Source organism: Methylobacterium trifolii (genome assembly GCF_022179685.1).
GTDB lineage: Bacteria > Pseudomonadota > Alphaproteobacteria > Rhizobiales > Beijerinckiaceae > Methylobacterium > Methylobacterium trifolii.
On record NZ_BPRB01000099.1, the window covers coordinates 1 to 22,606 of the forward strand.

22 protein-coding genes and 1 pseudogene are annotated in these 22,606 nt (G+C 70.7%); 11 read left to right on the forward strand and 12 right to left on the reverse strand.

Features of this window, described 5'->3' with window-relative positions:
* From COGEMETH_RS09880 to COGEMETH_RS09910, 7 genes and pseudogenes are all read left to right on the forward strand, one after another.
* Positions 1-663: pseudogene (locus tag COGEMETH_RS09880) on the forward strand (hypothetical protein); the annotation flags it as partial.
* Between the two features lie 87 nt (positions 664-750).
* A complete protein-coding gene (locus COGEMETH_RS09885; protein WP_306421738.1) occupies positions 751-1,032 on the forward strand; it encodes a hypothetical protein in 282 nt (93 codons plus the stop codon).
* A gap of 89 nt (positions 1,033-1,121) precedes the next feature.
* Complete coding sequence (locus tag COGEMETH_RS09890) at positions 1,122-1,460, forward strand: hypothetical protein (RefSeq protein WP_238182413.1); 339 nt, start codon at positions 1,122-1,124, stop codon at positions 1,458-1,460.
* A gap of 88 nt (positions 1,461-1,548) precedes the next feature.
* On the forward strand, positions 1,549-2,265 hold the full coding sequence (locus COGEMETH_RS09895) for a YidB family protein (RefSeq protein WP_238182414.1): 717 nt from the start codon (positions 1,549-1,551) through the stop codon (positions 2,263-2,265).
* A gap of 262 nt (positions 2,266-2,527) precedes the next feature.
* The gene (locus COGEMETH_RS09900) at positions 2,528-3,595 is read left to right on the forward strand and encodes a TadE/TadG family type IV pilus assembly protein (RefSeq protein WP_238182415.1); all 1,068 of its coding nucleotides are present in this window, start codon (positions 2,528-2,530) and stop codon (positions 3,593-3,595) included.
* A 32-nt stretch (positions 3,596-3,627) separates the two neighbouring features.
* Entirely contained in the window at positions 3,628-4,092 is a 465-nt protein-coding gene (locus tag COGEMETH_RS09905) for a TadE/TadG family type IV pilus assembly protein (protein WP_238182416.1), read from the forward strand.
* Complete coding sequence (locus COGEMETH_RS09910) at positions 4,092-4,637, forward strand: TadE/TadG family type IV pilus assembly protein (protein WP_238182417.1); 546 nt, start codon at positions 4,092-4,094, stop codon at positions 4,635-4,637. The genes COGEMETH_RS09905 and COGEMETH_RS09910 overlap by 1 nt, the downstream gene beginning before the upstream one ends.
* A gap of 39 nt (positions 4,638-4,676) precedes the next feature.
* On the opposite strand, the gene fabF is transcribed toward COGEMETH_RS09910, so the two are convergent.
* The 5 genes from fabF to COGEMETH_RS09935 form a co-directional block, all read right to left on the reverse strand.
* On the reverse strand, positions 4,677-5,939 hold the full coding sequence (fabF, locus tag COGEMETH_RS09915; protein ID WP_238182418.1) for a beta-ketoacyl-ACP synthase II: 1,263 nt from the start codon (positions 5,937-5,939) through the stop codon (positions 4,677-4,679).
* 87 nt (positions 5,940-6,026) lie between these two features.
* Positions 6,027-6,266 carry an acyl carrier protein gene (locus COGEMETH_RS09920; RefSeq protein ID WP_007559070.1) on the reverse strand — a complete coding sequence of 80 codons (240 nt, stop codon included), beginning with the start codon at positions 6,264-6,266 and terminating at the stop codon, positions 6,027-6,029.
* Between the two features lie 251 nt (positions 6,267-6,517).
* Entirely contained in the window at positions 6,518-7,255 is a 738-nt protein-coding gene (gene fabG, locus COGEMETH_RS09925) for a 3-oxoacyl-[acyl-carrier-protein] reductase (RefSeq protein ID WP_238182419.1), read from the reverse strand.
* A 23-nt stretch (positions 7,256-7,278) separates the two neighbouring features.
* Positions 7,279-8,214 (reverse strand): ACP S-malonyltransferase, encoded by a 936-nt coding sequence (gene fabD / locus COGEMETH_RS09930; protein ID WP_238182420.1) that lies wholly within the window; start codon positions 8,212-8,214, stop codon positions 7,279-7,281.
* Between the two features lie 273 nt (positions 8,215-8,487).
* Positions 8,488-9,210, reverse strand: coding sequence for a carbonic anhydrase (locus COGEMETH_RS09935; RefSeq protein WP_238182421.1), 723 nt, complete (start codon positions 9,208-9,210; stop codon positions 8,488-8,490).
* A 155-nt stretch (positions 9,211-9,365) separates the two neighbouring features.
* Here COGEMETH_RS09935 and rpoZ point away from each other — a divergent pair, with 155 nt between their 5' ends.
* From rpoZ to COGEMETH_RS09950, 3 genes are all read left to right on the forward strand, one after another.
* Positions 9,366-9,776 carry a DNA-directed RNA polymerase subunit omega gene (gene rpoZ, locus COGEMETH_RS09940; protein WP_238182422.1) on the forward strand — a complete coding sequence of 137 codons (411 nt, stop codon included), beginning with the start codon at positions 9,366-9,368 and terminating at the stop codon, positions 9,774-9,776.
* A 187-nt stretch (positions 9,777-9,963) separates the two neighbouring features.
* Complete coding sequence (locus COGEMETH_RS09945) at positions 9,964-12,213, forward strand: RelA/SpoT family protein (RefSeq protein ID WP_238182423.1); 2,250 nt, start codon at positions 9,964-9,966, stop codon at positions 12,211-12,213.
* Positions 12,214-12,620: 407 nt separating this feature from the next.
* The gene (locus COGEMETH_RS09950) at positions 12,621-13,286 is read left to right on the forward strand and encodes a LabA-like NYN domain-containing protein (RefSeq protein ID WP_238182424.1); all 666 of its coding nucleotides are present in this window, start codon (positions 12,621-12,623) and stop codon (positions 13,284-13,286) included.
* A gap of 4 nt (positions 13,287-13,290) precedes the next feature.
* Here the strand turns inward: COGEMETH_RS09950 and COGEMETH_RS09955 are convergent, their stop codons facing one another.
* The 3 genes from COGEMETH_RS09955 to dapA all read right to left on the reverse strand — a co-directional run bounded on the left by COGEMETH_RS09955 (position 13,291) and on the right by dapA (position 15,446).
* On the reverse strand, positions 13,291-13,848 hold the full coding sequence (locus COGEMETH_RS09955) for a peroxiredoxin (RefSeq protein ID WP_238182425.1): 558 nt from the start codon (positions 13,846-13,848) through the stop codon (positions 13,291-13,293).
* Positions 13,849-14,061: 213 nt separating this feature from the next.
* Positions 14,062-14,535, reverse strand: coding sequence for an SsrA-binding protein SmpB (gene smpB / locus COGEMETH_RS09960; RefSeq protein ID WP_238182426.1), 474 nt, complete (start codon positions 14,533-14,535; stop codon positions 14,062-14,064).
* A gap of 11 nt (positions 14,536-14,546) precedes the next feature.
* Complete coding sequence (gene dapA, locus COGEMETH_RS09965) at positions 14,547-15,446, reverse strand: 4-hydroxy-tetrahydrodipicolinate synthase (protein ID WP_238182427.1); 900 nt, start codon at positions 15,444-15,446, stop codon at positions 14,547-14,549.
* Between the two features lie 195 nt (positions 15,447-15,641).
* Here dapA and COGEMETH_RS09970 point away from each other — a divergent pair, with 195 nt between their 5' ends.
* Entirely contained in the window at positions 15,642-17,930 is a 2,289-nt protein-coding gene (locus tag COGEMETH_RS09970; RefSeq protein ID WP_238182428.1) for a transglycosylase SLT domain-containing protein, read from the forward strand.
* A gap of 184 nt (positions 17,931-18,114) precedes the next feature.
* On the opposite strand, the gene COGEMETH_RS09975 is transcribed toward COGEMETH_RS09970, so the two are convergent.
* The 4 genes from COGEMETH_RS09975 to COGEMETH_RS09990 all read right to left on the reverse strand — a co-directional run bounded on the left by COGEMETH_RS09975 (position 18,115) and on the right by COGEMETH_RS09990 (position 22,435).
* Positions 18,115-18,498, reverse strand: coding sequence for a nuclear transport factor 2 family protein (locus COGEMETH_RS09975; RefSeq protein WP_238182429.1), 384 nt, complete (start codon positions 18,496-18,498; stop codon positions 18,115-18,117).
* The gene (locus COGEMETH_RS09980) at positions 18,495-20,168 is read right to left on the reverse strand and encodes an ABC transporter permease (protein ID WP_238182430.1); all 1,674 of its coding nucleotides are present in this window, start codon (positions 20,166-20,168) and stop codon (positions 18,495-18,497) included. The genes COGEMETH_RS09975 and COGEMETH_RS09980 overlap by 4 nt, the downstream gene beginning before the upstream one ends.
* Before the next feature lie 25 nt (positions 20,169-20,193).
* Positions 20,194-21,168 carry an extracellular solute-binding protein gene (locus COGEMETH_RS09985; RefSeq protein WP_238182432.1) on the reverse strand — a complete coding sequence of 325 codons (975 nt, stop codon included), beginning with the start codon at positions 21,166-21,168 and terminating at the stop codon, positions 20,194-20,196.
* 181 nt (positions 21,169-21,349) lie between these two features.
* Positions 21,350-22,435: an ABC transporter ATP-binding protein gene (locus COGEMETH_RS09990; protein ID WP_238182431.1), complete on the reverse strand. Its 1,086-nt coding sequence runs from the start codon at positions 22,433-22,435 to the stop codon at positions 21,350-21,352.
* Between the last annotated feature and the right edge of the window lie 171 nt (positions 22,436-22,606).

The window sequence follows — 22,606 nt, forward strand, 5'->3', positions numbered from 1 at the left end:
CAGGCCCGCGATCCGGCCGGGCGGCGCGACGGGGACGGCTGCCGCAACGGGCCGGCGGCCTCGGCCGGCCGGGACCTGCGGTTTTCCCCCGGCAGCACCGCGCTGAGCCCGGACTTCTACCCCACCCTCGACGCCCTGGCCGCCCTGGCCAGGGCCTGCCCGGCCCTGCGCATCAGCGTGACCGGCCACGGCGATCCCGCCCCGCCGAAGCCCGCGGCGCCCGTGGACAAGCCGGCGGCGGCGCCGGAAGCGAACCCCCCTGTCGCCGAGGCGAGCGCGACCCAGGGCATCGCTCTGGGCCAGCCGGAGGCCGTGAACGCGCCGGCGCAACGTCCCGTACCGAAGCCTGCGCCTCCGAAGCCGGACGGCAAGGGTACGGATGGCAAGGGTACGGACGGCAAAGGCACGGGCGGCAAGGCCGAGGCCAAGCCGGCCAGGACCGATACGAAAAAGATCGATACGAAAAAGACCGATGCGAAGAAGTCCGACACGGCGGCCAAGCCGGCCGCGGACGAGGCGCCGGCACCCGATCTCGCCCAGCAGCGGGCGCTGGCGATCGTCGAGTACCTGCTCCAGGCCGGCGCCGGCCTCGATCAGGTGGCGGTGGCCGGCGAGGGGCCGCCGGCCGGGCAGAGGAATGTCGCCTTCGCCCTGCGCCCGTGAGGGGAGGGCGCATCATAGGGCGCGCCGTCGTATGCGGCGTGTGGGCGGGCGCTCCGATTGGCTTGGAACGAGGATCTCGGGTTCGTGATGCTGCTGTTGTCCGCCCTCTGGCCGGGGCTCGCCGGGGCCGTCCTGCTCGGTATCGGGATCGGCTGGCTCTCCGGGATGCCGCGGGACCGGGCGAGCCTCCCCGGCCTTGCCGCGGCCTGGCTTCTGCTCGCCGGTCTCGCGCTGGCCGGTCCGGTGCAGGGCACGGCCGGGCTCTGGATCGAGAGCGCGGCGATGCTGCTCGCCGCCTATCTCGCCGGCTGCGGTCTCGGCGCCCTGGCGGCGCGGCTCGCGGCCCGTCCCGCTCCGAAATCCCCCTGAGGCCTGGAACCGACCGGCCCCGTGCCCGCGTTGCCCCTCCGACACGAGCCCCGCGCTCATCCGCCTCGGAGATCGGATCGGGACCGCCCATGACCCAGCGACCGCACGCAAAGAACCGGCCCTCCCTGCGCCCCCGCGCCGGGGGGCTCGCCACCGCCCTGTTCCTGACGGGCCTCGCCGTCTCGGGCACGGCCGCGATGCTGACCGCCCCCCTGGTCGAGCCCGCCAGCGCCCAGACGGCCGGGAGCCGCATCGACCAGCCCACGCCAGCGACCGTCGACGGCCGGGATGCGGCCCGCAAGCCGAACGACGGCGTGTCGGCACCCCGCGCCCTCAAGCCGTCGACCGACGTGATGACCACCGACGACGGCGGTGGCCGGGTCGATCCGAAGGCGCATCTGCCCGGCAACATGCGCAGGGGCGGCTGAGGCGCCCGGCCGTTCCGCGCAACCGCGGCCGGGCCTCCGCCGTTATCGGCGGGGGCCCTTTTGCTGCCCGCCATTCCGGAGACGCGTCATGGGTCTGCTCGATTCGGTCATCGGCGGCGTGCTCGGGCAGGTGTTCGGCGGCGGCCAAAGGGGGCAGGGCGGCGGAGCGATGTCGCCCCTGGTCAAGGCTTTGCTGATGCTGCTGCTCGCCAAGGGCGCGAGCGGCGGCTTCGGAGACATCTTCGGCGGCGGCCGGCACTCCGAGCCGGGGCCGGAGGCCGACCGCTCCGGCGGGGCCGGTCCGTATGGGCGCGATCCGGGCCAGGACCCGGGCGACATCGGCGGCTTCAACCAGCGCGGCGGGCGCAGGGACGTCCCCGAGACCGGCCCTGGTGCCGGCGCCTTGCCCGATGGCGACTACAGCGACCTCTCCGGCATGCTCGACGAGCCCGGGGACCGTCCGTCGCAGGGGCGCAGGCCGGACGCCGGTCCGTACGCCCACCTGGACCGGGAGGCGCAGGACGGCGCCGATCTCGGCGGGCTCGACGGGCTGATCGACCGCTTCCGCCAGGGCGGCCTCGGCGACGCGATCGAATCCTGGATCGGCCACGGCCAGAACCGGACCGTCGAGCCGGACCAGCTCGCCCGGGCGCTGGGCCCCGGCGCCCTCGATACCCTCCAGAACCGGACCGGCCTCGGGCGCGACGCGTTGCTGTCGCAACTGGCCGAGGTCCTTCCGCAGGTGATCGACGGGCTGACGCCCCATGGCCGCGTTCCGGAGGTGGACGAGCGGCGCCACTGGTAAGCCCACCTCGCGAGATCCCGATCACCCCGAAACTATCCGGGTGGCCGCGGCGGCGTGGGGAGAGTTTTGCGAGAGGCACCACATGCCGTCGCCTGTCGGATATTGAGGATGCGTTGACGGTACTCTGTAAACCTCAGGTACGTGTGCGACACGCGGCGCTTGAATATTGGATATGGCGGGACTGTTTTTAAGGCATCGTTAGCGGTCCCGGATCGATGAAAGGGGGTCAGCTTCGGCAGCTTCCCGCTCCGGTCTCGCCAACATGTTCCTGAAGGATAGACGCGGCTCCATCGCCGTCATCGTCGCCATCGCCCTGCCGGCGCTCCTCGTCGGGATCGGCGGCGCGGTCGAGACCTCGCGGGCCGTCACCTTCCGCCAGCGCCTGTGGAGCGCGGTGGAACTGTCCTGCGCGCAAGGGGCGGCCTACGTGAACGCCCAGAAGCCCCTCGACGTGAAGAGGGGCGATACGACCAAGACCTATCCCGACATGATCCAGACCCTGGCGGTCCGGAACTTCGCGGCCAAGAACCTCCCGACGATCACGCCGAAGACGACGCCCGCCTCCGACGTCAACGTCCACGTCGAGGCCACCGGCTCCCAGAACCTTGTCTTCTCGGGCTTGCTCAACACGCTGAAGATCCCCTTCTCGGCGAGCAAGGACTGCGCGGTGATCTCGACCACCGACGCACTCAAGGCCAACGGTTCGACGCCGGAGCTGCTGTTCTCGGAATCCTTCGAGAGCAACCACAGCGTGGCGAGCAACAGCTGGACCGTGCTCGGCGGCAAGAACAACAGCAATGCGTGGAACGGTTGGACCACCCAGGCCGCCGGTATCGAGATCAACGGCATGCCGGAACTGGCGGCCAACACGATCCGCTTCGGCAACTTCTTCGCCGAGCTGGACAGCGACTGCGGCACCGCGGCCAACACGAACAATTCGAGCTGCAAGTCCAACTCGACCATGTCGCGCATCATGAACCTGACGGCCGACGAGTACGAGGTCCGCTACTGGTACATCGCCCGCCTGCGCGACGCGTCGCGACCGGGGCAGGTGATCTGTGGGGCCAAGGACAGCGACGTGTCCTGGTACACCACGGAGGGCCAGACCAACCGCATCGAACTCTATGTCGAAAAATCCGGCAACTACACCTACAGTGCGAACAATCTCGTAGACGTCTGCGTCCAGGCCGATGCCTGGACGGAGCGCGTCTACAAGTTCACGGTCACGACCAAGTCCGACTATCGCTTCTCCTGGCGCGCAGCCGGTCGCGAGGACACCTATGGCGGGCTGATCGACTACATCCGCATCTGCCGCAACTCCTGCCCGTGAGCGATGGAGCGATGCGCGGTTCTCGGCAAAGGATGGGACTGACCCGGCGGGCTCCGAGCCTGTGCCGCGATGCGTCGGGCGCCGTCGCCGTCGAGTTCGCGATCCTGGTCTGGCCGGTAATCCTGCTGCTCGTCGGCATCCTGCAGCTGGGCCTCTACCAGTACACGCAGGTCCAGCTCGGCAATGCCCTGTTCGACGCCGCCTCCGGTCCGTCAGAGGAACTCGGGCTCCTGACCGGCAACGCGACGACCTACAAGACCACGGTCTGCACCCGCATCCGCATCCTGCCGCTGGCGACCTGCAAGGCCAACCTGCTCGTAGAGATGCAGGTGCTCTCCACCGTGTCCACGACGGCCACGGCGATCACCGGCACGACCTTCAACGCGGGCGCCAGCAACAACGCCCTGCTGCTCCGCGCGGGCATCCCGGCCATCCGCATCCTGCCCTTCCTGCCGGTGATGTGGGCCAAGGGCTCCGTCGTGTTCCGGAGGCCGTGATGGCCCTGCGCCCGTTGAGACGCGGCTTCGCGCGCGACGCAGGCGGCGGTGCCATCGTGGAATTCGCGTTCCTGGCGACCATCCTGCTCGCCTGCACCGCGGGCGCGGTCGACGTGATCAGCATCTCCGGCTTCAACCGCGAGATCGAGCGCACCACCAAGCAGGTGGCCGGCCTCGTCACCTCCTGCCCGTCCTCGGCGACGGCGGGCTACGGGAGCTGCATCACCGACACGATCCAGCAATACACCGCCCGCAAGGCCAACACCCTGATCCGCTATCCGACGATGGCGCTGTCGATCGTGCAGGTGAACGAGATCTCGGGCGCCATCCGCGTCTGCACCGGCACCGCGACCTACCTGGAATCGGACGTGCAGACCAAGGCGCTCGCGGTGCTGTCCGAAAAGGACCTCGCCGTCGTCGTCGTGATGTCGATGACCTACACGCCGCTCTTTTCGGCGATCAGCCAGATCTTTACGGGGTCGACGACTTCGACGCTGCGGGGTTATACGATCGCGGTCCAGGCGAGCAATACGGTGGCCTGCTAGCGATTCAATGCAGTTCTGTCGAGTTTTAGGCCTCGGCGATCAATCGACGCGCCGCATCACCAAGCTCGCGTTCGTCCCGCCAAATCCGAACGAATTCGACAGCACCACGTCCACCCGCTTGCGCTTGGCCTCGTGCGGCACGAGGTCGATCTTGGTCTCGACGCTGGGGTTGTCGAGGTTGAGCGTCGGGGGAAGGACGCCGTCTCGGATGGTGAGGATCGAGAAGATCGCCTCCACCGCGCCGGCCGCCCCGAGGAGGTGGCCGATCGAGGACTTGGTGGAGGACATCGCGGCCTTGCCCGCAGCGTCGCCGAGCAGGCGCTCGACGGCCTTCAGCTCCAGCTCGTCGCCCATCGGCGTCGAGGTGCCGTGGGCGTTGATGTAGTCGATCTCGGAGGGGTCGATGCCCGCCCGCTTCACGGCCGCCGACATGCAGCGGAAGGCGCCGTCGCCGTCCGGGGAGGGGGAGGTGATGTGGTAGGCGTCGCCCGAGAGGCCGTAGCCCACCACCTCGGCGTAGATCTTCGCGCCGCGCGCCTTGGCGTGCTCGTACTCCTCCAGCACCACGATGCCGGCGCCCTCGCCCATGAGGAAGCCGTCGCGGTCCTTGTCGTAGGGGCGCGAGGATTTTTCGGGAGTCTCGTTGAAGCCGGTGGACAGGGCGCGGCAGGCGCAGAAACCCGCGATCGAGAGGCGGTTGACCGGGGATTCGGCCCCGCCCGCAACCATCACGTCGGCATCGCCGAGCGCGATCAGCCGGGAGGCGTCGCCGATGGCGTGCGAGCCCGTGGAGCAGGCGGTGACGACGGCGTTGTTGGGGCCCTTGAGGCCATGGGCGATGGAGACCTGGCCCGAGGCGAGGTTGATGATGCGGCCGGGGATGAAGAACGGCGAGATCCGGCGCGGGCCCTTCTCGTGCAGGGTGACGGAGGCGTCGTAGATGCCGCCGATGCCGCCGATGCCGGAGCCGATGAGCACGCCGGTGGCGCACTGGTCCTCGTAGTCCTGCGGGTGCCAGTCCGCGTCGTCCAGCGCCTCGCCGGCCGCGGCCATGGCGTAGACGATGAAGGGGTCGACCTTGCGCTGCTCCTTCGACTCCATCCACCGGTCGGGGTCGAAGGTGCCGTCCGTGCCGTCGCCGAACGGGACCTGGGCGGCGATGCGGCAGGCGAGGTCCGCCGATTCGAAGCCCCGGATCGGCCCGGCGCCGCTGTCGCCGGCGATCAGGCGGCTCCAGGTATGCTCGACCCCGCTGCCGAGCGGCGTGACCATGCCCAGACCCGTGACCACCACCCGCCGCATCGCTTCATCCCAGTCCGAGTCGCAGAACGAAATAACGGCGCGGGGGCGTGCTCGCCCCATCCGCGCCGCGAGAAAACCGAAGCCTTGTCAGGCGGCGGAGTTCTTCTCCAGGAACTTGACCGCGTCGCCGACCGTCTGGATGGTCTCGGCCGCGTCGTCCGGAATCTCGACGTTGAACTCCTCCTCGAACGCCATCACGAGCTCGACGGTGTCGAGGCTGTCGGCGCCGAGATCGTCGATGAAGTTCGCGCTCTCGACCACCTTCTCGGGCTCGACGCCCAGGTGCTCGACGACGATCTTCTTCACGCGCTCAGCGATATCGCTCATCGTTCTTTGTCCTCGTCTTCTTGACTGATGGTGAGTGGTGAAGCGCCGTGGCCGCATCGGCCCGTGATCCGGGCCGCCCGTCCGTCGCGGCCGGTATCCGATCGTGCGTCGTCGTCTTGAACCGTCAACCCCCTGGCCCGGCTGCCGGGGTGTTAACACAGGGCTTTGGCGCTGGCGAGGGGCGGTTCACGAACCGTTCAGAGGTGTGTCTTTCGCCAACGATTACAACGGGACACGGCCTTGCGGCGGCGTCAGTACATCGCCATGCCGCCATTCACGTGCAGAGTGTGGCCGGTGACGTAGGCCGCCTCGTTCGAGGCGAGGTAGACCACGGCCGCGGCCACCTCCGAGCCCTGCCCGAGGCGGCCTGCCGGCACGCGGCCGAGGATTCCGTCGCGCTGCTTGTCGTTCAGGGCGTCCGTCATCGGCGAGGCGATGAAGCCGGGGGAGACGCAGTTCACGGTGATGCTGCGGGAGGCCACCTCCGCCGCCAGCGCCTTGGTCAGGCCGACGAGGCCGGCCTTGGCCGCCGCGTAGTTGCCCTGGCCGGGATTGCCGGTGGAGCCCACCACCGAGCCGATGTTGACGATGCGGCCGGAGCGGCGGCGCATCATGCCCTTCACCGCCGCCCGCGAGAGCCGGAAGGCCGCGGTGAGGTTGACGGCGATGACCGAGTCCCACTCCTCGTCCTTCATGCGCAGGAACAGGTTGTCCCGCGTGATGCCGGCGTTGTTGACCAGGATGTCGAGGCCGCCGAGCGCGGCTTCCGCCGCCGGCACCAGGGCCTCGACGGCGGCCGCATCCGACAGGTTCGTGGGCAGCACGTGCGTGCGCGCGCCGAGTTCGGCGGAGAGCGCCTCCAGGGCCTCGGCCCGCGTGCCGGAGAGCGCCACGCTCGCGCCCTGCGCATGCAGCGCCCGGGCGATGGCGCCGCCGAGCCCGCCGGTGGCGCCGGTGACGAGGGCCTTGCGGCCGGTGAGATCGAACATGGCAGTCCTTTCAGGGGCGTCCGTCAGGGCGCGAAGGCGGCGACGTCGGCCGGCGTGCCGATGGCCGAGCCCGCGGCACCCGGCGCGATGCGCTTGAGGAGGCCGGTCAGCACCTTTCCGGCGCCGAGCTCAGTGAAGGCGTCGATGCCGGCCGCCGCCATGGCCGACACGCTCTCGCGCCAGCGCACGGTGCCGGTGACCTGCTCGACCAGGGCCGCGCGGATCGCGTCGGGCTCGGAGACCGGGGCGGCGGTGACGTTGGCGTAGACCGGGACGACGGGGACTTTCAGGGCGACCTCGGCGAGCGCCGCGCGCATGGCCTGCGCGGCCGGCCCCATCAGGCGACAATGGAAGGGGGCGGAGACGTTGAGCATCACCGCGCGCTTGATACCGCGCGCCTGCGCGATCGCCACGGCCCTCTCGACGGCAACCTTGTCGCCGGATAGCACCACCTGCCCACCGCCGTTGTCGTTGGCGACGTCGCAGACGGCGCCCTCGGACGCCTCGCTGGCGATCTCGCGGGCCGCCTCGATCTCGGCCCCGATCAGGGCGGCCATGGCCCCGTCGCCCGGCGACACGGCCCGCTGCATCGCCGCGCCGCGGATGCGCAGGAGGCGTGCGGTGTCGGACAGGGTGAGGGCCCCGGCGGCGGCGAGCGCCGAATACTCGCCCAGCGAATGGCCGGCGAGGCAGGCCACGTCGCGGGCCATGTCCAGGCCGCGCTCGGCCTCCAGTACCCGCAGGACCGCGAGGCTCGCCGCCATCAGCGCCGGCTGGGCGTTGCCGGTGAGCGTCAGCTCCTCGACCGGGCCCTCGAACATCAACCGCGAGAGGGGCTGGCCAAGCGCCGCGTCCACCTCCTCGAACACGGCGCGGGCCTGGGGAAACGCCTCGGCCAGCGCCTTGCCCATGCCCACGGCCTGGCTGCCCTGTCCCGGAAAGATGAGTGCGCGCGCCATGGGAATCCCGTCCGCCCCCTGCGGAAAGGGCGGCGCAGTCGCATCAGGCGCCGGACCTGTCAACAATGCAGCGCACAACGCGCAGGACAATCGTTTGAAGTCGCCTCGGCGACTTCAGGGCGCGAAGAGCGCCCCGCGGAGCGTGTTTTTCGGGACGACCGTCCCGGAAAACGTCGAGCGAAGCGAAAGCTTGAGCCCGTGGACGCGGGCGCCGGCACTTGAGGCTGGGACAACGAAGCCAGGGCAGGCGCGTTCAAGCGATTGCCTTGGGATTCAGCTCTCGTTGAAGAAGTCGACGGTGCCGTTGTCGAGGCTGTAGGCGGCGCCGACCACCCGCAGCTTGCCCGCCTTCTGCGGATCGGTCAGCAGCGGCGAGGCGGCCGTGCGCAGCCGGGCCACCGTCCGGTCGACGTTGGCGCGCACCGCGTTCTCCACGAAGTCGCCGGGCTTGTCCCGGATCGCGATCACGGCCGGGATGATGGGCTCGACCATCTGGCCGATCGCGCCGGGGAACACGGTGTTGTTCTTCACCACGCTCACGGCCGCCTCCACGGCGCCGCAGCGGCTGTGGCCCATGACCAGGACCAGCGGCACGCCGAGCTGGGCCACCGCGTACTCGATCGAGCCGAGCGCCGTCGTGTCGACGGTGTTGCCGGCGTTGCGCACGATGAACAATTCGCCGAGCCCGCGCCCGAACAGGATCTCCGGCGAGACGCGGGAATCGGAGCAGCTCACCAGAACGCAGAACGGGGTCTGCCCCAGGGCGATCTCGATGCGTCGCTCGCGTCCCTGCGCGGAGCGCACGGGGGACTCGGTCAGATAGCTCGCGTTGCCCTCCTTCATGGCGGCCAGTGCCTGGTCGGGGGTCATGTCGGTCTTCTTCGAGGACGGCGCGGCGGCAAAGGCCCCCCGCGGCAGGGCGGTCGCGGCCAGGGCCGCAGCGCCGAGGTGGCAGGCGCAGCCCAGGAAATGGCGCCGGCTCGCTGCGTGGTTCATGGGGACCTCCCGTTCGGCTTCGTTCGTCACGCAAGGCTTAAGCCCTCGTCGAAGCCCTGTCCGGCCCAAGCCGCTGTGCTTGTTGCCAAACCGCATCCGGTGTAAGAGCCGGCACCGCCCGACATTTTTTCCGAATCCAGAAGGAGCCGCCCCGCATGGCTCGCGTCACCGTCGAAGACTGCATCGAGAAGGTCGAGAACCGCTTCGAGCTGGTCCTGCTCGCCAGCCATCGCGCCCGCCTGCTGGCCGCCGGCGCCCCGCTGACCATCGACCGCGACCGCGACAAGAACCCCGTGGTGGCCCTGCGCGAGATCGGCGACGAGACCATCACGGCCGACGACCTCAAGGAACAGCTTATCCACTCGATGCAGAAATACGTCGAGGTGGACGAGCCGGAGGCCGAGGCCGTTCCGCTGCTGTCGAGTTCGCCCACGGCGGCTGCCGTGTCGCCCCAGGCGGCCAGCGACGATTCCGCTCCGCAATTCGACCGCATGAGCGAGGACGACCTGCTGCGCGGCCTCGAGAACCTGGCCCCGCCCGTGGAGACGGACGACGAGGGCGAGTGAGCCTGACGCTTTGCGACGAAGACATGGACCCGGCGGCGACGCCGGGTTTTTTCATGTCCGTTTTTTCTGCCGCACGCGGGTCGATTCTCTGCGGCTGCGGCGCCGTGGGGCTGGCGCGCGGGCGCGCCTTGCGGGAGAGTTGCAAAGCGGCGTCGGGGCTCGTGGGAGGGAAGAGGTCATTCGGCGGATGATGCGCCAGTACGAACTCGTCGAGCGGGTGAAGCGCTACAACCCCGCCGCCGACGAGGACCTGCTCAACCGGGCCTACGTCTACGCGATGCGGGCGCACGGCACGCAGAAGCGGGCCTCGGGCGACCCCTTCTTCGGCCACCCCCTCGAAGTCGCCGCCATCCTCACGGACCTGCGCCTGGACGACGCGACGATCGTGGCCGCCGTCCTGCACGATACCGTGGAGGACACAGCCGCGACCCTGGACGAGATCCGCGGGATCTTCGGCCCCGAGATCGGGGCGCTGGTCGACGGCCTGACCAAGCTCAAGCGCCTCGACCTCGTCTCCAAGCGTGCGGCGCAGGGCGAGAACTTCCGCAAGCTCCTGCTCGCCGTGGCCGCGGATGTCCGCGTCCTGCTGGTCAAGCTCGCCGACCGCCTGCACAACATGCGCACCCTGCACCACATGCCGGGCGAGAAGCGCAAGCGCATCGCCCAGGAGACCCTGGACATCTACGCGCCCCTCGCCGGCCGCATGGGCATGCAGGAACTGCGCGACGAACTCGAGGACCTGGCCTTCCGCAACCTGGAGCCGGAGGTCTACGCCACCATCACGCAGCGGCTGGCCGATCTCTCCGCCAAGTCCGAGCGCATGGTCGAGGGCATCGCGCGGGACTTGACCGCCAAGCTCGCGGCGCGGGGCATCACCGCGGAAGTCACCGGGCGGCAGAAGCAGCCCTTCTCGATCTGGTCGAAGATGGAGCGCAAGTCGGTCGCCTTCGAGCAGCTCTCCGACATCTTCGGCTTCCGCGTGGTGGTGGACACCCTGGCCGATTGCTACGGCGCGCTCGGCATCGTCCACACCACCTGGCCGATGGTGCCGGGCCGCTACAAGGACTACGTCTCGACGCCCAAGCAGAACGACTACCGCTCGATCCACACCACCGTGATCGGCCCCAAGAGCCAGCGCGTCGAGCTTCAGATCCGCACAAGCGAGATGGACGAGATCGCCGAGTACGGCATCGCCGCCCATGCCCATTACAAGGAGGGCGCCAAGGGCCAGGCGCCGGGCGACGGCAGCGTCCATCCGCGGCTGGCCACCGAGAGCGGCGCCTACCAGTGGCTGCGCCGCACGATCGAGCTGCTGGCCGAGGGCGACAGCCCCGAGGAGTTCCTGGAGCACACCAAGCTGGAGCTGTTCCAGGACCAGGTGTTCTGCTTCACCCCAAAGGGCCGGCTCATCGCCCTGCCGCGGGGCGCGACCCCCATCGACTTCGCCTACGCGGTCCACACGGACGTGGGCAACACCGCCGTTGGCGCCAAGATCAACGGGCGCATGGCGCCCCTGCTGCACGAACTCGCCAACGGCGACGAGGTCGAGATCGCCCGGTCAGACGGGGCCTCGCCGCCGGCCGCGTGGGAATCCCTGGTCGTCACCGGCAAGGCCCGTGCCGCGATCCGCCGCGCCACCCGCTCGGCGGTGCGCCGGCAATATGCGGGCCTCGGCCGCCAGATCCTCGACCGGGCCTTCGAGCGGGCGGCCAAGAGCTTCTCCGACGACAAGCTGCGCGGGGCCCTGCCGCGGCTGGCGCGGACCTCCACCGAGGACGTGTTCGCGGCGGTCGGACGCGGGGAGATGTTCTCCGGCGACGTGGTCCGGGCGGTCTACCCCGATTACAAGGACGAGCGCCGCGCCGTCCCCAACACCGCCGTGCCGCAGCCCCCGGCCAACCGGGCCGGGCGGCTCGTCCGCTCGAAGGACCAGACCATGCGGCTGACGTTCCCCGGCGGCGAGATCGCCGCGGGGACGCAGGCCGACGCCATCCCGATCCGCGGCATCGACGGGGACCTGCCGGTCAGCTTCGCCCCGAACGGCGGCGCGGTGCCGGGCGACCGCATCGTCGGCATCCTCACCCCCGGGGTCGGCGTCACCGTCTACCCGATCCAGTCGGCGGCGCTGGCCGCCTTCGACAACGAGCCGGAGCGCTGGCTGGACGTGCGCTGGGACCTCGAGGCCCACAACAGCGAGCGCTTCCCGGCCCGCCTGGCGCTGCAATCGATCAACGAGCCCGGCGTGCTGGCCCAGATCGCCCAGGTCATCGCCGACCACGACGGCAACATCGACAACCTCTCGATGAAGCGGCGCACCCAGGACTTCACGGACGTGGCCATCGACCTCTCGGTCTGGGACCTGCAGCACCTCAACGCCATCGTGGCGGAGCTGCGCGGCAAGCGCGCCGTGGCCCGTGTCGACCGCGTCAACGGCTGAGCGATGCGTCGCGGCGAGATGAACGTGCCGTCCTGTACGCAACTTGAATAATATTTGCGCCGTCTCGCGCGATAATTCCCATCGGTCCGTCTACCTGGTGGAAACAAATCCTTGACGATCCCGACCATCGGCTCAAGTCTGGTCTGGCCCGCGTCCTTGCTTTCGCTTGACAGGATTACCGTTTGCACCCAAGGGTCGTGACGCGAGCGGGAAGCTCTTTCGAGCATTGCACCGCCTCTACGATCGATTGCAGATTTGTTCCGGGACCGAAGTCGTTCCTCGCCGGTAGCGGCCTGATCGCGACGGTGTCCCGCTCCGCCCGACATGCCTCCCGACGGAACGGATGCCGGTTCGTCGCGCGGCGAATTTCCTGTTTATCGAATTCCTGATCCGGAGACCGGACCCCCATGGCCCTACCCCAGCGCAGCGCCCTGTTCATCGACGGCGCCAACCTCTACGCGACCACGAAAGCCCTCGGCTTCGACATCGACTACAAGCGCCTGCTCAAGGAATTCCAGAGCCGCGACACGCTGCTGCGGGCGTTCTACTACACGGCCATGATCGAGGATCAGGAATACTCCTCGATCCGCCCGCTGATCGACTGGCTCGACTACAATGGCTACCGTGTCGTGACCAAGCCGGTGAAGGAATTCACCGATTCCATGGGGCGCCGCAAGTTCAAGGGCAACATGGACATCGAACTCGCGATCGATGCCCTGGAGCTCGCGCCCCATATCGACCACATGGTGCTGTTCTCCGGTGACGGCGACTTCCGCTCCCTGGTGGAGGCGATGCAGCGCCGGGGCGTGCGGGTGACGGTGGTCTCGACCATCCAGACCCAGCCGGCGATGATCTCGGACGAACTGCGCCGTCAGGCCGACGAGTTCCTCGACCTCGCCCACCTCGTCGCCAAGGTCGGCCGCGACCCCGGCGAGCGGACGCCGCGCGCCGTCGGCGACGGGCCGGTCCGGGGCCGCGAGGTCGGCGACCGGCCGACGCGTCCCAACCCTGGCCTGGAGAGCCGCTACGGCATCCGCCAGGGGCCGGCGGGCGAGGCCGTGGACGCCGAGTAGGGCCTCACGAGCCGGCCCCGTCGAGCCAGGCGACCACGTCGGCGGCGCTGCGGTCCGGCGGGAACACGGGGTAGAACACCTTGGTCACGATGCCGTCGTCGATGACGAGGGTCAGGCGCTTGAGCAGCGTCTGCCCCGCCGCCTCGAAGGTCGGCAGGCGGGCGGCCAGGGCGAAAGCCAGGGACTCGTCCGAGAGTAGTGTGAAGGGCAGGTGCAGCCGCCCGCCCGCCTCCCGCTGGTAGGCGGGCGCCTGCGTCGAGAGCCCGTGCACCTGCGCCACCCCGCGCGCGGTCAGTTCGGCGTGATGGTCGCGAAAGCCGCAGGACTGGGGCGTGCAGCCGCGGGCACCGGGGATGGCGTCCCAATCCGCCACGACGTTCGGCTGGCCCGGCTCGCCGGTGCGCGGATAGGCGTAGGCCACGGTCCGGCCCGTCAGGCGGGCCAGCGACACCCGCCCGCCATCGGTCGCGGCCAGCGACACGTCCGGCAGGCGGCGGCCCTCGAGATGGGCCGCCGCGCCGTCGTCGACGGGGGCGGGCAGATTTTGGTAGTTCGGTTCCATGGCGGGGCTCCGGTGATGGGCCCCAGCCTACCGGGTCGTGGATTTTACGGAAACAGCGCACTCTCCCTCCCCCCTCTGCGGGGGAGGCTGGCCCGCGAAGCGGGTCGGGAGAGGGGAGCGCCGTATCCGGAGAGGTCGCTCCCATCTCCCGACCCCTGCTGACGAAGGGGCCACCCTCTCCCGCAGAGGAGAGAGGGAGCGGCCGAAGTGAAACTAACCCCGGTCGCGCATGACCCGGGCGCGGTCGCGCTCCCAGTCGCGCTGCTTGGTGGCCTCGCGCTTGTCATGGGCCTGCTTGCCCTTGCCGAGGCCGAGTTCGACCTTCGCCCGGCCCTGGTCGTTGAAGTAGATCTTCAGCGGGATCACCGTGTAGCCCTGGCGCTGGGTGGCGCCGATCAGCTTGTTGATCTGACGGCGGTGCAGCAGCAGGCGGCGGGGCCGCTTTGTGTCGTGGTTGAAGCGGTTCGCCTCCAGGTATTCCGGAATGTAGGCGTTGAACAGCATCAGGTCCGTGCCGGAGGGGCCGGCATAGGACTCGCCGATGGTGGCCTTGCCACCGCGCAGCGACTTCACCTCCGTGCCGGTCAGCGCGATGCCGGCCTCCATGGTGTCCTCGATGGTGTAGTGGTAGCGGGCGGACCGGTTGTCGGCGACGATGCGCCGGCTGGGCTCGGGTTTGGGGGCCATGCTCGGTCCGCTCAGCCCTCGATCAGGCCGGCGTGCCGCAGCGCCGCGTCCACGACGGCGCGGGTCTCGGCCGAGACCGGCACCAGGGGCAGGCGCACGTCGGCGCGCATGTGGCCGAGGCGCTCCAGAGCGTACTTGACCGGAGACGGGTTCGATTCGGCAAACAGCCCGACCTGGAGCGGCAGCAGCCGGTCCTGGAGTCCGAGCGCCTTGGCGTAGTCGCCGGACAGGGTCGCCTCCTGCAGGTCGGCGCAGAGCCGGGGGGCGACGTTCGAGACCACGGAGATGCAGCCGTGGCCACCGTGCGCATTGTAGCCGATCGCCGTCGCATCTTCGCCTGAAAGCTGGATGAAAACCTCACCCATGGCTTGGCGCTGGAGGCTGACGCGGTCGATCTTGGCGGTGGCGTCCTTCACCCCGGCGATGTTCTTGAGTTCGAACAGGCGCGCCATCGTCTCGACGCTCATGTCGACGACCGAGCGCGGGGGAATGTTGTAGATGATGATCGGGATGCCGACCGCGTCGTTGACGGCCTTGAAGTGGGCGTAGAGCCCGCCTTGCGTCGGCTTGTTGTAATAGGGCGTGACTACGAGCACGGCGTCGGCCCCCGCCTTCTCGGCGTGCTGGGCCCGCTCGACCGCTTCGGCCGTCGAGTTCGATCCGGCACCCGCGATGACCGGCACTCGGCCGCGGGCCTCGGCAATGCACGCCTCGACCACCCGGTCGTGCTCGGCATGGCTGAGCGTCGGGCTCTCGCCGGTGGTGCCGGTGGGCACGAGGCCGTGGCTGCCCTGCTCGATCTGCCAGTTCACGAAGGCGCGGAACGCGGCCTCGTCGAAGGCGCCGTCGCGAAAGGGCGTCACCAGGGCTGTCATCGAGCCCCGCAGGCGGCGGGTGTTCGTCTCGGTCATCTCGGGCGTCCCGGGCGGTCTGGCCGCCGCTCGATCCTCGCGCCGGGCCTCCGGCGCCGCGGCGCAGACATAGGGCTTCGGCGCACACCGCGCAAACGAATCGCGGCCAGGGTTAACGGCTTCTTAACGATGCGCGGCGGAGCTTGGGCCATGCCCGCTCCGGTCGGCATCCGCTCGGGGGATTGATCGCAAGCCATGGCGTCCCTGACCCGCGCGCACCTCGCCGCCCTCGGCCTCGCCCTGACGGCCGGCGTCACCCTCGCGGCGCCCTCCGGCGAGCTGCGCGGCTCGGACACCCCGGCCGCCTCGCAGCCGACCCCGCCCTCCACGGACGCGGCAGCCCCCGCCGCACAGGTCCGTGATGCCAAGGTGGCGGCCGACCCGGTGGCGGCCGACGCCCTCAAGCTCGACCCGAAGGCGACGGAGGCCGGGGCCTCCAAGCCCCTGCCGCCCGGCGCCGCGGCCTACGCCTCCGCCGACCCGGAGGCACCGATCGCCTTCCCCCTGCCCGATGCGTCCTTGAGCCCGGCCGCCCCCGTCCCCGAGGTGCCGGACCCGGCCCGCGCGGCGTTCGCCGGCGACACCGACGTGGCGGCGCTGCGCCAGGCCATCGACGCCTACCGCAAGGGCAAGGTCGCGGACGGGGACCGCCTGCGCGATGCCTTCTCCGATCCCGCGGCCAAGGCCCTGCTGGAATGGATCGCGATCCGCGCGGGCGCCGGCATCGGCTTCGAGCGCACCGTCGCCTTCGCCCGCGCCAACCCGGACTGGCCGGCCGGCCCGCTGCTCCGCCGCCGCGCCGAAGAGGCCCTGCTGATCGAGCGCAAGCCGCCGTCCGTGGTGCGCGCCTATTTCGGGGCCTCGAAGCCCGCGAGCGCGCCTGGCAAGTTCGCCCTCGCCCTGGCCTTCAAGGCGGACGGCCTCGATGCCGACGCGGCCGACCTCGTGCGCGACCTGTGGCGCGGGGAGACCTTCGGGCGGACCCTGGAGGCGCGGGTGCTCGACGCCTTCCCCGGCCTGCTCACCCGGATCGACCACCGCTACCGCATGGAGCGGGCGCTCCTGAAGGAGGATTGGGAGACGGCGGGCCGCGCGGCCGGCTACGCGGGCGGGAGCTATGCCAGCCTCGTGCGGGCGCGCCGGGCCGTGGAGGGCAAGAGTTCGGGCGCCGCCGCGGCGCTCGCCGCCGTGCCGCCGTCGCTCCGCAACGACACCTCCTACCTGTTCTCCCGCGCCCAGTTCTTCCGCCGGGCCGACAAGCCGGCCGAGGCCGCCGCCGTGCTCGCGACCGCGCCGACGAACCCCGACGTGCTGGTCGATGGCGACGAGTGGTGGGTGGAGCGCCGGATCGTCGCCCGCAAGCTCCTCGACCTCTCGGATTCCAAGACCGCCTACACGGTCGCCGCCGGCCACGGCGCCCGCACGGTGGAGAAGCGGATCGAGGCCGAGTTCCATGCCGGCTGGATCGCGCTGCGGTTCGCCAACGATTCCGAGGCCGCCGCGCGCCACTTCGCCCAGGCCGCCGCCATCGCCGAGACGCCGATCTCGCTGGCGCGGGCCGCCTACTGGCAGGGCCGCGCCGCCGAGGCCCTGGGGCAGGAGGCGGAGGCCAAGACCCATTACGGGCGTGCCGCCCTCCAGCCGATCGCCTATTACGGGCAGCTCGCCCGGGCCAAGCTCGGCCAGACCAGCCTCGCCCTGCGGGCGCCGGCCGACCTCGACCCCACGCAGCGCAAGGGGTTCGAGGACCGGCTCTGCATCCGGGCGCTGCGGCTGCTCGGGGCGGCCGCCCTCAAGGAACTGGCGCTGCCGCTCTACATCGACACGGCCCAGCGCCTCACCGATGCCCGCGAGGTCCAGGCCCTCGGCGACCTCGCCGTGGAGATGAAGGATGCCCGCGCCCTGGTGGCGGTGGGCAAGCTCGCGGTGCAGCGCGGCCTGCCGGTGGACGCCCACGCCTACCCGACCATCGGCATCCCGGCCTACGAGACCTTCACGGCGGTGCCGCAGGTGGAGCGGGCCATGGTCTTCGCCATCGCCCGGCAGGAGAGCCAGTTCGACCCACGCGCGCAGTCGGGCGTCGGGGCGCGCGGCCTGATGCAGATGATGCCGGCCACGGCCCAGCGCACCGCCCGCCGGGTGGCGGCCGCCTACGACCAGGACCGCCTGACCAGCGACCCGGCCTACAACGCCCGCCTCGGCCAAGCCCATCTCGGCGAGCTGATGGAGGACTGGCGCGGCTCCTACGTCCTGGCCTTCGCCTCCTACAACGCCGGCGGCGGCAACGTGAAGAAGTGGATCGACGCCTACGGCGACCCGCGCAAGGCCGAGGTGGACGTGATCGACTGGGTCGAGCGCATCCCCTTCACCGAGACGCGCAACTACGTGCAGCGGGTGATGGAGAACCTCCAGGTCTACCGCACCCGCCTCGACGGCAAGAGCGCCCTGCTGATCGACGGGGACCTGCATCGCGGAGCGCGCTGACGGATGCGCGCGGCCGGCGATGAGCCCGATCGCGTCGTGGTTTCGAATGACATCCGGCCGGGTCGCCGCGATCATCATTGCGGGAACGCCGGGCCGAGTCGGGGGCAACGATCCAGCCACTCACGCGTGCGCCAAAGCCGCTGACTCGCGATGCACCGGGAAGCGCGATCCAGCCACCGGCTGCTCAGAACATGCCGTTCGGGTTGGCGGACGTCTCGGGCAGGACTTGGAGTACGTCCCAATGCTCGACGATCTTGCCGTGACCATCGAGCCGGAATATGTCGATGGCTGCGTAGTCTCGATTGCCCGGCCAGTGCTGTAGACAGTGCAGGACGACCAGATCGTCCTCGGCGACCGCTCGCTTGATCTCGACCCGCTTGCCCGGCCACTCACGTGCCATGCGCTCGAAATAAGCGATGAAGCCGTCCTTGCCGGTCGCCACATGCGGATTGTGCTGGATGTACACGTCGCCGACGTAGCGCTCGATTGCCGCGCGTGGCTGGCAGTCGTTGAACATCGCCTCGTAGAAGGCGATCACGTTCGCCTTGTTCTGCGCAGGGTCCGTCATGCTGTCCCTCGTTCGTGGTTCGACCGGGTTGCATGATGGGGATCAGCCGATCCGTCCACTCCCCGCGGGCCGGACCGCGGGTGCAGCAGCAGCGCCACCGGGACCAGTCCGACGGCCACGATCAGCAGGGCGGCCGGCGCCCCGTCCTCGTAGGTGCCGCGGGCGGCCTCGCCGTAGAGGTGCGTGCTCAGGGTCTCGACGTTGAGGGGGCGCAGCAGCAGCGTCGCCGGCAGTTCCTTCACGCACTCGACGAAGGCCAGGAGGCATCCGCTGACGATGGCCGGCCAGGCAAGCGGCACTTGAATCCGCGCGAGGGTGGACAGCCGCCCGTGCCCGAGCATCCGGGCGGCGTCCGGCAGTGAGGCGGGGATGCGCGACAGGCCGGCCTCGCTCGCGCCCACCGCCACGGTGAGGAAGCGGATGGCATAGGCGATCACCAGGGCGCCCCCGGTCCCGAGGCCGATGAGCGTCTGCGGGGCGCCGAGACCGGACAGCCCCGCATCGAGCGCGGCGAGCGGCGCGAGCAGGCCGATGGCCAGGATCGTCCCCGGCAGGGCGTAGCCGAGGCCGGCGAGCCGGATCAGGCCGCGCCCGCTGCGCCGCCCGAGGAGGCCGGGCGAGGCGGCCACCAGCAGCCCGACGCCGCCGATGGCGAGGGTGGCGATCCCGGCATAGAGCAGCGTGTGCCCGACCTCCGCCGCCAGGGTCCCGGGCCAGCCGGCGAGCCGAACCCGCCGGACCGCGGCGAGCAGCAGGTATCCCGCCGGCAGCAGGAAGCCCAGCGCCACGGGGGTGAGGCCGAGGAGGAGGGCGGCGCCCGCCCACCAACCCCGCAAGGGGCGCCGGCTCATGGGGCTGTCGCGCCGGGCGGAGGCCGCGTAGCCGCGTGCCCCGCGTCCCGCCCGCTCCAGGGCCAGGAGGCCGAGGACGCCCACCAGCATCACCAGGGCGATCTGCGCCGCCCCCGGCAGGTCCGAGCGGTTCACCCAGGTCGCGTAGACCTGCACCGTGAGGGTGCGCACGCCGAGGAACTCGGCCGCGCCCACGTCGTTCAGGGCCTCCATCAGGGCGAGCCCGGTGCCCAGCGCGATGGCCGGCCGGGCCAGGGGCAGGGCGATGCGGGCGAAGACCCGGCCCGGCCCGGCGCCGAGCGTGCGCGCAGCCTCGAGCAGCGTGCCGGCCTGCATCAGGAACAGGGCGCGGGTCGGCAGGTAGACGTAGGGGTAGAGCACGAGGCCGAGCAGCAGGATGCAGCCGGGCAGCGAACGCAGTTCGGGGAAGGGCAGGTCGCGGGGCCGTGTCAGGCCGAAGAGCGCCCGCAAGCCCCCCTGCACCGGCCCGAGGGGATGCAGCAGGTCGAGATAGGCGTAGGCGACGATGTAGGTCGGCACGGCGAGCGGCAGCAGCAGGGCCGCGTCGAGCCAGCGCCGACCCGGAAACTCGAAGGCGGCGACCAGCCAGGCCGCCCCCGTGCCGATTGCGACCACCAGGAGGCCGACCCCGAGGAGCAGGAGCACCGTGTCGCGGATCGCGCCGGGGAGGACGTAGGCGGCCAGGTTCGGCCACAGTTCGCCCGTGCCCTGCGCCGCCGACAACGCCAGGGAGATGACGGGGGCCAGGATCAGGGCCGCGAGCAGACCCGCCGCGGCCCGTCCGGCCGCCCGTCCCATCCGTGCGGACCGGTCCCGCGACGGATCAGTTGTCGAAGCCGACCTTGTCCACGAGCAGGCTCGCGGCCTTGCGGTTGCGGGCGATCTCGACGAGCGGCGTCTTGTCGATGGTCAGCGTGCCGAGTTCGGCCAGCATCAGGTCGACCGAGGCGCCGACCTTGACCGGATACTCGTAGTCGGACTTGGCGTAGATCGCCTGGGCCTCGTCCGAGACGAGGTATTCGAGGAGCCTGACCGCCTCGTCCCGGTTCGGCGCGGACTTGGCCAGGGCGGCGCCCGAGACGTTCACGTGGGTGCCCCCGTCCTCGAAGGTCGGCAGCACGACCTTGATCGCCTCGCCCCACGCCTTCTGGTCCGGCCCGCCGCGGCCCGAGCGCATCAGCCCGACGTAGTAGGAGTTGGCGAGGCCGACCTCGCAGATGTCGGCGGCGATGTCGCGCGCCACGTCCCTGTCGCCGCCCGCCGCCTTGCGGGCGAGGTTGGCCTTGAGGCCCCGGAGCCAGCCCTCGGCCTTCTCGGCGCCGTGCCGGGTGATGTAGGCGGCGATGAGGGCGGTGTTGTAGGGGTGCTGCCCGGCGCGCAGGCAGATCTTGCCCTTCCACATCGGGTCGGCCAGGGATTCGTAGGTCGCGGTCTTCAGGTCGGCGAGGTGCTTGTCGGCGTAGAGCACGCGGGCGCGCATGGAGAGGGCGAACCAGTGGCCGGCGGGATCGCGCAGGGCGGCCGGCACAGCGTCTTCCAGGGTGGCGGAGCGCACCGGTTGAGTCAGGCCCTTGTCGACCAGCTCGATCAGGTTGCCCACGTCCACCGTCATCAGCACGTCGGCGTTGCTGCGGGCGCCCTCTGCGGCGACGCGCTCGGCCAGGCCCTTCTCCACGAAGGCGGTGTTCACTTTCACGCCGGTCTTGGCCGTGTAGGCGTCGAGCAGGGGCCGGATCAAGCCGAGCTCGCGGGTGGTGTAGAGGTTGACCTCCGCCGCAGACGCGCCGCCTGCCAGCATTGCGGCGAGCGCCACGAAGCTTGCGCGGAGAGTCCTGCGGTTCAGAATCGATGATGGCACGACGTATCTTTCAGCTTTCCTCGACGAGGACGCGTCTATAGACGATATTCGCTTCGATCAAGCGAATAAATACTGGAATTATTCTATTTCAAGTGTCGAATATCGATATTTCTGCCGTCTTTCAGCCCGAGAATACGAAGGCCTCCCGCGGATCGAGGCTGAGGAAGACCACGTCCCCCGGTGCCGAGGAGTCGTCGCCGGCGGCCGGAAGGCTCAGGGGCGCGTCGAGGCCCTCGACCGCGAGGTGCAGGCGGATGCCGGCGCCGGCGAACCTGCGATGCAGCACCCGCGCGGGCACCCCGGCGCCGGCGCGTCCGATCCGGATCGCGTCGGGGCGCAGGCTCACCCGCACCGGGCCGGCGAGCGCGGCATCGGCCGTGGGCAGGGCGCCCAGGGCCGTCTCGACCCGGCCACCTTGCGCGCGGCCCGGCACCTCGACCACCTCGCCGAGGGCACGGGCGGCGAACGGCGACGCCGGCCCGCGCCAGAGGTCCTCGGCGCTGCCGGACTGAACGATCCGGCCGTGGCGCATCAGGGCGATCCTGTCGGCGAAGTCCAGCGCCTCGCCGGGATCGTGCGTCACCAGGATCGCCGTGATCCCCGAGGCCCGCAGCAGCGCGAGCGTATCGGCCCGCACCCGTCCCCGCGTGTGGGCGTCCAGGTTGGAGAAGGGCTCGTCGAGGAGCAGCATCCGCGGGCGGGGGGCGAGCGCACAGGCCAGCGCCACGCGCTGCGCCTCGCCGCCCGAGAGCGTGCCCGGGTAGCTTTCGGCCCGGTGCGCGAGGCCGACCTCGGCCAGCCGCGCCAGCCCTGCGGCGCGGGCCTGGGCCCGGCTCCCCTTGAGGCCGAAGCAGACGTTGGCGAGCACGCTCATGTGGGGGAACAGGGCGTAGTCCTGGAACATCAGGCCGACGCCGCGGGTCTCGGGCGAGGCGTCGCGTCCGGGCCCGGCGACGCAGCCTCCGTCGATGCGGATCTCGCCCGTATCCGGCGCCTCCAGCCCGGCGATCAGGCGTAGCAGGGTGCTCTTGCCGCAGCCGGATTCGCCGAGCACGGCTACGATCTCGCCCGGCGCGAGGGCGAGCGACACGTCGTCCAGGGCGGCGACCCGGCCGAAGCGCCGGCCCACCCCGCGGACCTCCAGGCGTGGGACGGCCGCGCTCGCGCGCGGGCCTTCATGGCGGTCCGTGTTCGGAATGGCGGTCATCGGCGGCGCGGATCCCCACTGAGCGAACGGGCCGCGCGCGCTTATCATCCCCGATGGGTCTTCGATGGACGGCGTGGGTGCCCGGGACCACCATGCGCCCCGCCCTCGCCCCTCTGCGGGCGAGGGTGGCCCGCGAAGCGGGTCGGGAGAGTGGAGCGCGCTGTCCGGATA